Raw genomic sequence first — 13,807 nt, 5'->3', positions numbered from 1 at the left:
CTTTTTATTCACTAAAATTGATTTCTTTGAAACTCTTGCCAGAGAAATCCTTTGCCAATCTCATCTTGCCGCCAGCAAGCAGTGTTTTTCTTTCGCGCTCTGTTAAGTTGTAGGTCAACGGTATTGAGATGTTCTTTGTTTCATCTATAAGCAGAACCTCTTTTGTATCGTTTATTAGTGCTTTTCTTATATCTGGAATCTTGATTCTGTCGTTTTGGTCGATTTTGTCGTAATCATCTGGGTTCTTGAATATCAAAGGCACTATACCGAAGTTAATGAGGTTTGCCCTGTGGATTCTTTCAATGGCTTTTGCTACAACAACTTTGACACCTAAATACATTGGACATAAAGCAGCATGCTCTCTTGATGAACCCTGACCGTAGTTGTCGCCACCCACTATGATGTTGTGGATGCCCATCTTTTTATTTTCAAGACATCTCTTGGCAAATGTTGGATCCCTTTTTACAAAAACATATTCAGCGTATTTTGGCACATTGGATCTGTATTTTAATAAATCACCTGCAGGCATAATATCGTCTGTTGTAATCTTGTCGCCAAATTTTCCTGTTATCTGGCCGATTATATCCTTTGGTAGAGGCTCTCCGCTTGGTGGATCAACAATGTTTGGACCTTTGTAGAGTTGAATGGTTTTAGCTTCCTGAGGATCTGCAGGTGGAAGAAGCATGCTGTCATCAATTGTGAATTTTTCTGGAATATCCACATGCGGATATTTGATGCCGAATTTTGTTTCAAGATCTCTTGGGTCTGTGATAACGCCTGTTAAAGCACATGCTGCTGCAGTTTCTGGTGAAACGAGGTAAATTTTAGCAGTAACCGTGCCGCTTCTGCCGTAGAAGTTTCTGTTGTTTGTTCTAATAGAGACAGCGTTGTTTCGTGGAGCCTGACCAGCGCCTATACAGAAGCCGCATGCAGACTCAAGTATTCTAAATCCTGCTGCAACAATATGGGAAAGTTCACCCTCATCAGCAAGCATCCTTAGAACCTGTTTTGAACCCGGTGCATAACCGCAGCTGACATTGGGATTTGTAACCCTTCCCTTTACTATCTCAGCAACTGTTTTACCATCCTTGTAGGATGAGTTTGTACAGCTTCCGATCATAACCTGATCAACAGGTGTTCCCTCGATCTCCCTTACAGTTACAACATTGTCAGGGTTGTGAGGTTGAGCAATCATCGGCTCAAGTTCGCTTAGATTAATCTCAATAACTCTGTCGTAATTGGCATCGCTGTCTGCCTCAAGTGGAATCCACTGATCACCTCTACCCTGAGCCTCAAGGAATCTCTTTGTCTGTTCATCGGATGGGAAAACGCTTGTTGTAACGCCAAGCTCAGCCCCCATGTTTGTGATTGTGCCTCTTTCTGGCACTGTCAGAGTTTTTACGCCATCTCCAAAATACTCTACGATCCAGCCAACATTACCTTTTGTTGAAAGAATTTGAAGGAGTTTTAAAATAACATCCTTTGCAGAAACCCACGGTCTGAGTTTGCCTGTAAGCTTTACACCCAAAATCTTTGGTCTTGGCAGATAAAATGGCATACCAGCCATAGCTGCAGCTACATCGAGTCCGCCTGCACCGATAGCGATCATACCAATACCGCCACCGGTTGGTGTGTGGGAATCCGAACCAAGTAGTGTTTTACCTGGTCTTCCTACCCTTTCGATGTGAACCTGATGGCAGATACCGTTTCCAGCTTTTGATAGATAGAGTCCGTACTTTTTTGCAAATGTCTGAAGGTAGGTGTGGTCATCAGCATCCTCAAAACCCATCTGAATGGTTTTGTGATCGATGTAGCTGACCGACACCTCTGTTTTAACCCTGTCCACACCCATCTGCTCAAACTGCAGATCAGCCATCGTACCTGTAGCATCTTGTGTGAGGGTTTGATCTATTTTGATGCCTATTTCATCACCGCTGAAGAGATCACCATCCACAAGATGCTCTTTCAAAATCTTTTGTGCAACGGTTAGACCCATCGTAAACCTCCTACTAAATAGTAAATTTTAAATTTTGTTTGCTTTTTAGCCGTGAAACTTATATCATTTTAGACAGTAAAAAGCAAAAGTTTTTTGGTTTTTTAGGGGGTAGCAATGGAAAAGATAAAGGTTTTGGTTGTAGATGACTCACTTATATCAAGAAAATATTTGACACGTATTTTAGAAGAATCTGGGAAAATAGAGGTTATCGATACAGCGAAAGACGGTCAGGAGGCTATAGAGAAAGTAAAGGCTCTAAATCCGGATGTTGTTACACTTGACATAGAGATGCCCAGACTCAACGGCCTTGAGGCTTTAAAAATAATAATGAAAGAACATCCTACACCTGTTGTAATGGTTAGTAGTTTAACAAAAGATGGAGCAAAGGAGACATTGGAGGCTTTGCGGCTTGGTGCCGTTGATTATATATCCAAGCAGGATGTGCTTTCATTTAAAACTACGGCAAAAGAGGCAAGGCAACTTCTTATAGATAAAATTGTTGCAGCTAAGGATTCTCGTATTAAAGGGCGAGCTTTAAGGGGTAAGGTTACAACTGCAAAAGCTCAGGAAGAGGCAAAACCAGCCCCTACTCAGAAGAGAAAATTAGAAAAAATGAACATTAAGGTTGTTGCAATTGCAGCATCAACCGGTGGACCTGTGGCGCTTGAGAAGGTCTTTAGCGGTCTGCCTTTGCTTGGTGTGCCTGTAATGATTGTTCAGCATATGCCTAAAACCTTTACCGGTGTGTTTGCAAACTCTTTGAGTAAGGTTTCAAAGATAAAGGTTAAAGAGGCAGAGGATGGTGAAGAGCTTAAAATAAATCAGGGCTATCTTGCACCTGGTGGCATGCAGATGACAGCTCAAAAAAGCGGCTCACGTTATCTTGTTAAGGTCTCAGATAAACCCAAAACAATTTATACTCCCAATGCCGATGTGATGTTTAGCTCTGTTGCAGAAACCTTTGGCGATAAAGCATTATGTGTTATTATGACGGGAATGGGTGATGATGGTTTTAAGGGGTTGCAGCTTGTAAAGCAAAAAGGTGGAGTTATAATAGCTCAGGATAAGGATAGCTGTGTTGTGTGGGGTATGCCAAGAAAACCCACTCAAACAGGACTTGCAGATTTTGTTGTGCCGCTGGATGAGATTGCATCAACCATATCAAAAATTGTATTGGGTAGATAAAGATGCCTGAAATCCTATCTCAGGAAGAGATAGATGCGCTTTTAACCAATTTAGATAAAGATGAGCTTGTTGAAGAGACCCCCGAAGAAACTGTAGAAGAGATTGTAGAGCCCAAAAAGATCTCCCTTTATGATTTCAAGCGGCCCGATAAGGTATCAAAAGAGCAGATCAGGGCTATAAAAAACCTCCATGATAAATTTTCACGGAATTTTTCCAGTAAGCTGTCTGCATTTTTGCGCTCCATTGTTGAGATAGAGGTGGTCAGCGTAGATCAGATGACCTATGCGGAATTTGTGCTTTCTTTATCAAATAATGTTAGTTTCAATGTTATTAGTCTTGCTCCGCTTGATGGAAACGGTGTTTTTTCTTTAGAGCCAGATATAGGCTTCGCACTTGTCGATAGACTGCTTGGTGGAACGGGTGAGTCTAACAATCTCAACCGTATGTTTACAGATATTGAGCAAAGCATCCTGCTTGATGTTGTAAAGCAAGCTATGGAAGAGATGAGGGTAGCCTGGGAGCCGATAATGGATATCTCATTTGAGGTGGTTTCTCAGGAGTCAAGCCCCAATGTCGTGCAGATTGTGGCACCTTCAGAAATTGTTGTTTTGGTTGTTTTTGAGGTTAAACTTGGTGAGGCAAGCGGAATTATCAATTGGTGTTTACCTGTTATTGTACTTGAGCCTGTATTGAGTAAAATCGGCACACATGATATACTTGCTCGCTCAAAGAAAGCTTCAGAGGATAGAACGGAAGATATCGCAAGGGTTTTAAAAGAGGTGCTTGTTGATATTGACTTTAGATTGGGCTCTACCGTTATGAAAGTAGTGGATTTTTTGGAGCTATCCGAAGGGGATTTACTTATCTTGGATAAGAAAACCACAGATGAGCTTGATGCCTATTTAAACGGCGTTGATAAATTTAAGGTGATGCTTGGCAAAAAGGGAGAGAATAAGGCGGTTAAGATTCTTAAAATTTTAACTTAAGGGGTTTGCTATGGCTGATGAGCTTTCTCAGGATGAGATTGATCAGCTGTTTGGTGGCACAGACGAGTCTGATAATGCAGATAATCAGGTTAATGAAACAGCCAAGAAGCTATTTGATTTATTGAATGCCTCTTTGGAGGAGGTTTTAAAAACCGCCTTTTCGCTTGAGGTTGTATCCAAGTTTATCGACTTAAAACTTTCTAATAAAGACGATATAGCTACTGAGAATAAGATTTCTGTAAATATAGAACTATCCAGTGAAGATAAAAGTGTTTTGCTTGTAGCTTTGATTGATAAGCGATTTGCCTCAATTCTTTCGGATCTGATGCTTATGGGGCCGGGTGAGGCAAAAGATGAGTTAACCGATGAGGATTTAGATGCTCTCAAGGAGCTTTTCTCTCAGGTTTTTGGCAATCTATCAACCGTTGTAAAAGAACAGATTCCCGTGGTTTTGGAGTTTGCTGTTAAGGATGCATCACTTGAGGTTGGTGAATTTAGCCAGGATAACTACTATTGTGCTCAATACGATATAGCCCTGCCAAATATAGAGGATGGAACAATTGAGATCTGCGCTGATAAGTCTTTGATGGATGATATTTTTAAAAAAGAGGAAACACAAGAAGAAGAGCCTCAAGAGGTGCCCTTTAGTGATGTAGAGGAAGCAACAGTTGTAGAGCAGCCCAAAGAAACTCCTGCACCAGCAGAGGTTTCTGTTTCTGCCAAAAATTTAGACCTAATAATGGATATAGACCTTGAGGTCAAGATACGCATCGGGGAAAAGCAGATGCTGATAAAGGATATCCTTGATCTAAAGGATGGTTCTATTATTGAGCTTGATAAAAATATAGAGGAGCCGATGGATATACTTGTAAATGGCAAGGTTGTAGCCCAGGGTGTGGTTGTTGTGGTTGGTGGAAAATTTGGTGTCAAAATAACAAAAATTCAGACAAAAGAGCAAAGAATAAAATCATTGGGTGGTTGATATGGAGATTATGAATATTGCAACATGCAGGGTGGATTTTGGCAATCCTACTAAAGGGCAGGAGAAAGCTATTATAGAAATTTTAAAGATGAAAAACATAGCTGTGGTGGGTTTAAGCCCAAAACCCAACAGACCCAGCTATGATGTTGCAAAATTTTTGCTCCAGAACGGTTATAACATAATCCCCGTTAGACCTGCTGTTAAAGAGATATTTGGTCTGAAATGCTATGCAGATTTAGAAAAGATAGATCAGCCCGTTGATGTTGTGGATGTTTTCAGAAGAAGCGAATATGCCGAAGAAATAGCAAAAAAAGCAGTTAAAATTGGCGCAAAGGCGTTGTGGCTACAGGAGGGTGTGGTATCCGAAGAAGCTTACAAAATAGCATCAGAAGCTGGCTTGATTGTTATTATGGATTACTGCTTAAAAAAAGCTCTTATTCGATATAAAGATAGGCTCAATGGATAAATTCGTTATAGAAGGACCAAATTCACTAAAAGGAGAGGTTACCGTTAGCGGCTCAAAAAACGCCTCTCTGCCCATGATGGCTGCAGCAATTCTAACAACAGAAGATGTTATTTTGCACAATGTGCCAGACCTTAAAGATATTGCCACGATGTGCAAGCTGCTTGTTGAACTTGGGTGTAGATGTAAAAGGGAAGATAAAACTATTGTGATAAACTGCTCCAATTTAGACTCAAATAAAGCGCCGTATGAGCTTGTAAAAACAATGAGAGCCTCCATTCTTGTCCTTGGTCCTTTGATGGCAAGACTGCATAATGCTGAGGTTTCCCTGCCTGGGGGATGCGCCATCGGTGTAAGGCCTGTAAACTTTCATATAGATGGCCTTAGGGCTCTATCTGCGGATGTAAAAATCGAAAACGGCTATATTGTTTCTACAGCAAAAAAACTCAAAGGCGGTAGTATCTACTTTGATATTCCATCTGTTACAGGCACAGAGAATCTTATGATGGCGGCAACTTTAGCAGATGGAGAAACGGTCATGAAAAATGCAGCCAAAGAGCCAGAGGTTGTTGACCTTGCTAAAATGCTGATTATGATGGGTGCAAAGATAGATGGTATAGGTGACTCAATCATTAGAATAGATGGGGTAGATAAGCTTAGCGGTGTTGAATATACCGTAATGAACGATAGAATTGAGGCTGGCACTTTGATGGTTGCTGCTTTAGCTACATCATCTGAGGTAACCATCAAAGGTATGCCGATTTATGCAATGGATGCCATAGTTGATAAGTTTAAGGAGATTGGTGGAAAGATTGAAATTATCGATAAGGATGTGGCAGTTGTTGGGGGCAAAACAATAAAACCTACAATAATCAGCACGGCTGTTTATCCAGGCTTTCCAACAGATATGCAGGCTCAATTTATGGCGGTATTGTCGTTGGCGGATGGTAGCAGCATTATTAAGGAGACTATATTTGAAAACCGCTTTATGCATGCAGCAGAGCTCAACAGGCTTGGTGCTAATATCGTAATCTCAGGCAATGAGGCTGTTGTAAACGGTGTTGATAGATTTGTTGGGGCTACTGTGATGGCCACCGATTTGAGGGCATCGGCAAGCCTTGTTATTGCGGGATTGGCAGCAGAGGGCAAAACAGAGGTCTTAAGGATTTACCATCTCGATAGAGGATATGAAAAGCTTGAGGAAAAACTTTCAAACCTTGGGGCTGTAATAAGGAGAGAAAAAGAGTGATAACCATAGCACTGCCAAAGGGCAGATTGATGGAGGAAACCATAGAGGTTTTCTCAAAAGCCTCAATTAATGTTGAGATACCCACATCAAGGAGGCTTTATTTCTACGATAGCTCGTCCAATTATAGATTTCTTATTGTGCGTGCTCAGGATGTGCCCACTTATGTTGAACGAAACGCAGCAGATTTGGGCGTGGTGGGCAGGGATGTGTTAAACGAAAACGCAAGCGATCTGTTTGAGCTTGTTGATTTAAGTATCGGCTACTGCAGAATGGTTGTGGCAGCAAAAGATACAGAGTGTTTTAAGAAAAACAGCACAATAAGGGTAGCTACAAAGTTTGTTAATATAGCAAAGAGGTTTTTTGCTCAGAAAAGACTCAATGCCGAAATTATAAAACTATACGGTTCGATTGAGCTTGCCCCACTGCTTGGTATTGCAGACTGTATAGTGGATATTGTTTCAACAGGCAGGACGCTTAAGGAAAACGGCCTTAAGGTGGTTGAGGAGATCTTTGAATCCACAGCTGTTTTGGTATCAAATCGGGTTGCCTTCTATACCAAAAACGAAGAGATATCACAATTCATTGAACTGTTAAAATGAAATCGATTATCGATATACTTACATTTTATAAGGGTTTGGGTGTTGAATATATGAGGAGCATAAATATACACACAAAGGAGGATATTTTTAGGCAGCTCAAACAGGAAGCTGAACATTGTAGGAGATGTGAGCTTTATAAAACAAAAACCAAAACGGTATTTGGTGAGGGAAGTTTTGATGCAAGCCTGATGTTTGTTGGTGAGGCGCCAGGAAAAGATGAGGATATACAGGGAAGGCCGTTTGTAGGAAGAGCGGGCAAACTACTGCGTCAGCTTTTAGATGATGTGGGTATAGATAAAAACGATATCTATATAGCCAACTGTTTAAAATGCAGACCGCCTGCAAACAGAGACCCTTTGCCGGATGAGCTTGTAGCCTGTTTTGGATTTTTAAAAAAGCAAATTGAGCTTATAAAACCTAAGGTTATTGCAACACTGGGCAGATACTCAACTTATGAGCTAACAAATCAGAAGGCGGCTTTGGGTATGCTGCGTGGCAGGGTGTTTGATTATCACGGTATAGCTGTTGTGCCTTTGTATCATCCAGCCTACCTTTTAAGAAACCCCAAGGCAATCGATATTTTTCTTGATGATTTAAAGAAAATTAAGTCGTTGTTGGAGCAATGAGGAAGTTAATTGCAATAATAATTCTTCTTTTTGCGATAAACAGCTATGGTGCTGATATACTCTATATTGCACCGTTTGGTGGCTCATTCAACGGCTATGCAGAACAGCTTTTAGATGGTTTGAAGCTATCTTTAAATAGCCAGTTAACTATAGAGACAGCAAACTCAAACGATAATCTGACAAAGGTTTTGGAAAGAAAAAAAAGCTATGTTGTTGTTGGACCGTTTTTTGAGCAAGCAGCAAAAGCTGTGATAGATCAGCTATGCAATAAAAATATACTTGTTATTCTGCCGTTTTACAAACCGAAAAAGGTATGCGGTAATGTTGTCTTTTACGGTTACGATCCGCTTGCAGCAGCAAGACAGCTTTCAGAGAAGGTATGCTCTATCAATAGTGGCAGAATTGCTGTGTTTTACTCTTTTGGAAAACTATACAAAAAAGAGAGGGATATTTTTTTAAGTTCACTGTCGTATTGCAACAAAGAGGCAGAGTATGTTGAGGCTATACCTTCATTTATAAACCTTATAGATAGTTTCATTAAGGATTTTTTTGGCGTAGAGGAGGTTAAAAAGGTTGCAGGTATTACAAGGGGAAGGGTGTTTAGATACACCAATCATATAGACACACTGATTATTTTTGCCCCTCAAAAGGTTGTTGTTCAGATCTTAAACCTTTTGGATTATTACGATATCTACCCGGAAGATGTATTGTCTGTGGATGAGGAGGTTGATAGCGATTTGTTAAAATTAAGAAGAAGCGCCATCAGACACTTTGGTTTTGTAACGCCGTATTATTTGTGTGATAATAACAATTTTGTTGAAAATTATAGACAAACATACTTTGCAGATCCAACTTTTGCTTCAGCGCTTGGCCATGATATTGGCAAATTTATAAACTTCTATCTATCTGGAGGGAAAATAGATAACTACACCGACAGAAATATGCTTATAGGTAGATTGTTGTTTTTTGATGATAGAAACTGGTCTGTCATGACATATAAATTTGTAAATTACAGACAGGTGAGGCGATGTCACAAAGAATTATCAAGATAGATGTTAAAACATCAAAGCCATATCCGGTTTACATAAATGAGGGGTTTGATTTTATCTATGAAAATTTAAAAGATAGGCGCTGTTTCTTTGTTACAGATTCAAATTTATACAGGCTATATAAAAGTTCTGTTTTTGAGAAATTTTCTACTGAAGTGTGCGTGTTTGAGGCAGGTGAGGAGAGCAAAAACTACAAAACCCTTTTTGAAATTTATGACTTTTTGCTTAAAAACAGGGCAGACAGAAGCAGTTATCTTGTAGGTGTCGGTGGTGGAGTGGTTGGTGATATTGCTGGTTTTGCAGCAAGCAGTTATATGCGTGGTATGGGTTTGATTCATATCCCAACATCGCTTCTTGCAATGGTGGATAGCTCAATCGGAGGAAAAACAGCCATAAACTACGGCGGTTATAAAAATATAATCGGTAGTTTCTATCAGCCCGATGCGGTTTTTGTCGATGTGAATTTTTTAAAGACACTTCCTGGCAGGGAGTATTTTTCAGCTTTCGCTGAGGTTATAAAATACGGCATTATTATGGATAGCGATCTGTTTGATTATATTGAGGAACATATCAAAGAGATTAAAAATAAAGAAACAGGTGTTTTGAGATTGATTATAGAAAAGAGCATAAAGGATAAAGTGGAAGTTGTTGAGGATGATGAGAAGGAGTCATCAAGAAGGGCGATTTTGAATTTAGGCCATACATTTGCCCATGCAATAGAAAGCATTACTGATTATAAGGTTTATCTCCACGGGGAGGCTGTAGCAATAGGTATTTTGATGGCTTTAAGGTTGTCTTTAAATAAAGGTTTGATTGAAGAATCCACAATAGGTAGAGTGGAAGCTCTACTTAAAAAACTACACCTACCCACCAAAATTGATAGTAATATTTCTTCAGAGAGAATGTTTGAAATTATGCTAAACGATAAGAAAAACAGAGATATGAGATTGCATTTTGTCTTGACAAGGGGGATAGGCAGTTCTATAATCTCGCAGGCGATAGTAAAAAGTGAGGTTATTGAGGCTATAGATGCACAAAAGGCTGATTGAGCGTTTGGAGGTTTACTACAACAAAAATAAGTCAGAGAGCGTATATTTTTATCCGCTTGCCTTGCTTTACTTTAAATCAAAACAAAACGATAAGGCATATCAGATTTTGATAGATGGTTTACAAAGATACCCCAGATACGCTCTGGCTTTGGTTTTGATTGGCAGAATTCTTATAGAAGAGGGTAATTACGATGCGGCTGTTGCCTATCTTGAAACGGCTGCAAATATTCAAAAAACCAATATAAAAGCACTTGAGCTTTTAGCTGAAAGCTATGAGCATCTGGGCAAGACAAAAGAAGCGGTGGATGTTTATGAAAAGTTGCTCAAAATAGAAGAAAAAGAGCAATATAAGGATAAGCTTTTGAAATTGAGTCAGATGGTGCAGCCGCCTGAGGAGGATGTTGAAAAAATCGTAGAAGAGATGGATAGTGAGTCAGACATACCAAAGATTGAGCTTGAGGAAGCAGAAGAGACTGAAGAGGAAGAGGAAGCTACGATTACACTTGCAAAGCTGTATGAAAAGCAGGGGTATATAGAGGATGCCATAGATGTTTATAAAAAGATTTTGAAAAAAGAGCCCGATAATGAAGAGGCAAAAGAAGCTTTAAATAGACTACTTGTAGAGGATGAGAATGAAAAAGAAGATTAGTTTTTTGATTTTTTTTCTTGTAGTTTTTGCAGTAAGCGGCTGTGCCCTGCAACAAAAACTTGCCTCACTGGGTTTTAGAAGCTATAAATCCATTTATTTAGAGCACCTTCAAGCCCATACCCAATCTAAGACGCTTTATAGGGATTTTTCAACCATAGCGAAAGCCACTGTTACGCATTTCAATAAAAAACTCTTTGAAGAATACTTAAAATCACTATCTAAAGAGAATCTCTTTGTAAAAAAATTCAGGCAATATATTGATGAATTTGATAAATATGATATTTATTACCTTGCATTTTATACACCTGATCTTAATCTAAATAATCTGGATAAGAAGAACTCATTCTGGATTGTTTATATTTCTGAATGCGGCAATATACAAAGACCTGAATCGATCGAGTTGATCGATAAAAACGATTTTAGAAGTAGCTGGCTTTATTCTTTGAAGGATGAGCGGTGGAGTAAACAGTATATTGTTAAATTTAAGAAAAATAATTGTAGAAAAAAGGAGTTTGTAATCTCGTCGTTTTTGGGGAGTTTGGTTTTTAAATTTTAAAGCGATTTTATAGAAAATAAAGGTTGTTGGGAGGTTTTGATGGCAAAGATACTCAAAAAGGAGCAGTGGAGTGATACGATTTTCTCCATGCTTATTGATGCAAAGGATGTGGCAAAAGCTGCAAAACCGGGTCAGTTTATCATCCTGATCCCCAAAGAGCATGGAGAAAGAATCCCCCTTACAATTGCGGATAGTGATGCGGATGAGGGATGGGTTCAGATCGTTTTTCAGGTTGTTGGTAAAAGTACGCTTGAACTTTCAAGAATGAATGAGTCTGAAGAGTTATTCTCGTTCGTTGGTCCACTTGGTATGCCCTCAGAGGTTGAAAAGTTTGATGGCAAGGTAGTGATGGTTGGTGGTGGTATCGGAATAGCACCGATTCATCCAATTGCAAAAAAGCTTAAAGAGATGGGCAATCATGTAATCTCTATCATCGGTGCAAAAACAGCCGATTTGCTGATTATGGAAGACAAGCTTAAAGAAGCATCCACAGAGTTACTGATTGCAACCGATGATGGCAGTAAGGGCAAAAAGGGTTTTGTCAATCTTGTTCTTGAGGAGTTGCTTGCAACAGAGGGCGACAACATCAAGATGATATGGGCAATTGGTCCTCCAATCATGATGAAGGCATGTGTTGAATCGGCAAAGAAATTCAATGCTCCAATAATCGTTTCTCTGAACCCTATAATGGTTGATGGGACTGGAATGTGTGGTGCCTGCAGGGTAACCGTTGGCGGTAAAACAAAATTTGCCTGCGTAGATGGACCGGAGTTTAATGGCGCAGAGGTAGATTTTGATGAGCTTATGGCAAGGCAAAGACAGTATGCTGAGCTTGAAAGGAAAGCTCTTGAGCTTTATAAGTCAAAGGAGGGTATAGCATAATGGCTGAGAGATTAAGACCTGCTGAGAAGTTTAAAAGAGATAGGGTTCCTATGAAGGAGCAGGACCCTAAAGAAAGAATAAAAAATTTTGATGAGGTTCCTTTTGGATATAGCTTTGAGGAGGCGATAAAAGAGGCTCAAAGGTGTCTTCAGTGTAATCCTGCCCCCTGCGTTGAGGGATGTCCTGCAGATGTTCATGTGCCTCAATTTATAGATAAAATTCTTGATGAAGATGTAGAGGCTGCATTTAGAGAGATTAAGATTACGAATGCTTTGCCTGCCGTGTGTGGTAGGGTATGTCCTCAGGAAGAGCAGTGTGAAGGTGCCTGTGTAATGAATAAGAAGGGTAAACCGATCGCTATTGGAAGGCTTGAGAGGTTTGTTGCAGACTGGGCACGAGAAAAAGGCATCACAGATGAAGATGTAAGAGCTGAAAAAACAAATAAAAAAGTGGCAATAGTGGGTTCTGGACCGGCAGGATTGGCATGTGCGGCAGATCTTGCAAAATTGGGCTATGATGTAACGATCTTTGAGGCTTTGCATAAGCCCGGTGGTGTTTTGGTTTATGGAATTCCTGAGTTCAGATTGCCAAAAGCTATTGTTCAATACGAAGTGGATCAGATTAAAAAATTGGGTGTAAAGATTTTAACGGATTATGTAATTGGTTATATAAAAACGGTTGATGAGCTTGTTGAGGAGTATGATGCTGTATTTTTAGCAAACGGTGCAGGTGCTCCATCATTTTTGGGAATTCCTGGAGAGAACCTAAACGGCGTGTATTCTGCAAGTGAATTTTTAACCCGCTCCAATCTTATGAGGGCGTTTGATTTTCCTAACTACGATACACCGATTAATGTAGGTAAGCGTGTTGTTGTGATAGGTGGCGGCAATGTTGCCATGGATGCTGTAAGAACGGCAAAGAGGCTTGGAGCTGAGGAGGCGATTATAGTTTACAGAAGAAGTAGAGCAGAGATGCCTGCAAGGGCTGAAGAGATAGAGCATGCCGAAGCAGAAGGCATTAGATTTGAGCTTTTAACAAACCCTGTAAGGGTTATTGGCGATGAAAACGGTAATGTTAAAGGGCTTGAATGTGTAAGAATGGAACTTGGCGAGCCAGATGAGTCTGGCAGAAGAAGACCTGTACCGATTGAGGGTTCAAACTTTGTAATGGATGTTGACAATGTGATTATTGCCATCGGTCAGAATGCAAACCCCATTGTAGCAAGAAGCGCCACGGGCGTTGAGACAAATAAATGGGGTTATTTTATAGCAGATGAGGAAACAGGTAAGACCACGCATCCAAAGGTGTGGGCAGGTGGAGACATTGTTACAGGTGCAGCTACAGTTATTTTAGCTGTTGGAGCTGGCAAAAAAGCGGCAAAATCGATACACGAGACGCTTTCTAAGGCTTAAAAAATAGGCGGCAGTTTGGTCTGCCGCTTTTGGTTTTTTGTTGTTGGTTTATTATTGACATAAGTTCTATTTGATGTAAAATTGGGCGAAATGTAGGAAAGTAATGTGTTAAAGGGGGTCGGAG

General features: G+C 40.0%; 14 protein-coding genes. 13 read left to right on the top strand and 1 reads right to left on the bottom strand.

Translation table 11 applies throughout. The features are described 5' to 3' along the window. Positions 1-4: 4 nt before the first annotated feature. A complete protein-coding gene (locus tag EK17_RS07965; protein WP_035589478.1) occupies positions 5-1,996 on the bottom strand; it encodes an aconitate hydratase in 1,992 nt (663 codons plus the stop codon). Positions 1,997-2,110: 114 nt separating this feature from the next. Here EK17_RS07965 and EK17_RS07960 point away from each other — a divergent pair, with 114 nt between their 5' ends. The 13 genes from EK17_RS07960 to gltA are packed head-to-tail and all read left to right on the top strand — an operon-like array spanning position 2,111 to position 13,683. Further along, the gene (locus EK17_RS07960) at positions 2,111-3,181 is read left to right on the top strand and encodes a protein-glutamate methylesterase/protein-glutamine glutaminase (protein ID WP_035589477.1); all 1,071 of its coding nucleotides are present in this window, start codon (positions 2,111-2,113) and stop codon (positions 3,179-3,181) included. Between the two features lie 2 nt (positions 3,182-3,183). After that, positions 3,184-4,167: a flagellar motor switch protein FliM gene (gene fliM / locus EK17_RS07955; protein ID WP_035589476.1), complete on the top strand. Its 984-nt coding sequence runs from the start codon at positions 3,184-3,186 to the stop codon at positions 4,165-4,167. Positions 4,168-4,177: 10 nt separating this feature from the next. Then, positions 4,178-5,149: a flagellar motor switch protein FliN gene (fliN, locus tag EK17_RS07950; protein WP_035589475.1), complete on the top strand. Its 972-nt coding sequence runs from the start codon at positions 4,178-4,180 to the stop codon at positions 5,147-5,149. Position 5,150: 1 nt separating this feature from the next. Then, a complete protein-coding gene (locus EK17_RS07945) occupies positions 5,151-5,615 on the top strand; it encodes a CoA-binding protein (RefSeq protein ID WP_198018180.1) in 465 nt (154 codons plus the stop codon). Continuing rightward, a complete protein-coding gene (murA, locus tag EK17_RS07940) occupies positions 5,608-6,861 on the top strand; it encodes a UDP-N-acetylglucosamine 1-carboxyvinyltransferase (protein ID WP_035589473.1) in 1,254 nt (417 codons plus the stop codon). The genes EK17_RS07945 and murA overlap by 8 nt, the downstream gene beginning before the upstream one ends. Then, complete coding sequence (hisG, locus tag EK17_RS07935) at positions 6,858-7,460, top strand: ATP phosphoribosyltransferase (protein ID WP_035589471.1); 603 nt, start codon at positions 6,858-6,860, stop codon at positions 7,458-7,460. The genes murA and hisG overlap by 4 nt, the downstream gene beginning before the upstream one ends. Beyond that, positions 7,457-8,086 (top strand): uracil-DNA glycosylase, encoded by a 630-nt coding sequence (locus EK17_RS07930; RefSeq protein WP_051904527.1) that lies wholly within the window; start codon positions 7,457-7,459, stop codon positions 8,084-8,086. Before hisG ends, EK17_RS07930 begins: the two co-directional genes overlap by 4 nt. After that, positions 8,083-9,138: a type 1 periplasmic-binding domain-containing protein gene (locus EK17_RS07925; protein WP_035589469.1), complete on the top strand. Its 1,056-nt coding sequence runs from the start codon at positions 8,083-8,085 to the stop codon at positions 9,136-9,138. The genes EK17_RS07930 and EK17_RS07925 overlap by 4 nt, the downstream gene beginning before the upstream one ends. Further along, on the top strand, positions 9,114-10,184 hold the full coding sequence (gene aroB / locus EK17_RS07920) for a 3-dehydroquinate synthase (protein ID WP_051904526.1): 1,071 nt from the start codon (positions 9,114-9,116) through the stop codon (positions 10,182-10,184). The genes EK17_RS07925 and aroB overlap by 25 nt, the downstream gene beginning before the upstream one ends. Further along, positions 10,165-10,833 (top strand): tetratricopeptide repeat protein, encoded by a 669-nt coding sequence (locus EK17_RS07915; RefSeq protein WP_035589467.1) that lies wholly within the window; start codon positions 10,165-10,167, stop codon positions 10,831-10,833. The genes aroB and EK17_RS07915 overlap by 20 nt, the downstream gene beginning before the upstream one ends. Beyond that, the gene (locus EK17_RS07910; RefSeq protein ID WP_035589465.1) at positions 10,817-11,389 is read left to right on the top strand and encodes a hypothetical protein; all 573 of its coding nucleotides are present in this window, start codon (positions 10,817-10,819) and stop codon (positions 11,387-11,389) included. Before EK17_RS07915 ends, EK17_RS07910 begins: the two co-directional genes overlap by 17 nt. Before the next feature lie 39 nt (positions 11,390-11,428). Then, positions 11,429-12,271, top strand: coding sequence for a sulfide/dihydroorotate dehydrogenase-like FAD/NAD-binding protein (locus EK17_RS07905; RefSeq protein WP_035589463.1), 843 nt, complete (start codon positions 11,429-11,431; stop codon positions 12,269-12,271). Then, a complete protein-coding gene (gltA, locus tag EK17_RS07900) occupies positions 12,271-13,683 on the top strand; it encodes an NADPH-dependent glutamate synthase (RefSeq protein ID WP_051904525.1) in 1,413 nt (470 codons plus the stop codon). The genes EK17_RS07905 and gltA overlap by 1 nt, the downstream gene beginning before the upstream one ends. The last annotated feature ends 124 nt before the right edge of the window (positions 13,684-13,807 follow it).

It is taken from the genome of Hippea jasoniae, assembly GCF_000744435.1.
In the GTDB taxonomy this organism is placed as follows: Bacteria; Campylobacterota_A; Desulfurellia; order Desulfurellales; family Hippeaceae; genus Hippea; species Hippea jasoniae.
Note: the sequence above shows the minus strand (reverse complement) of the source record. Positions and strands in the feature narration are given on the sequence as shown.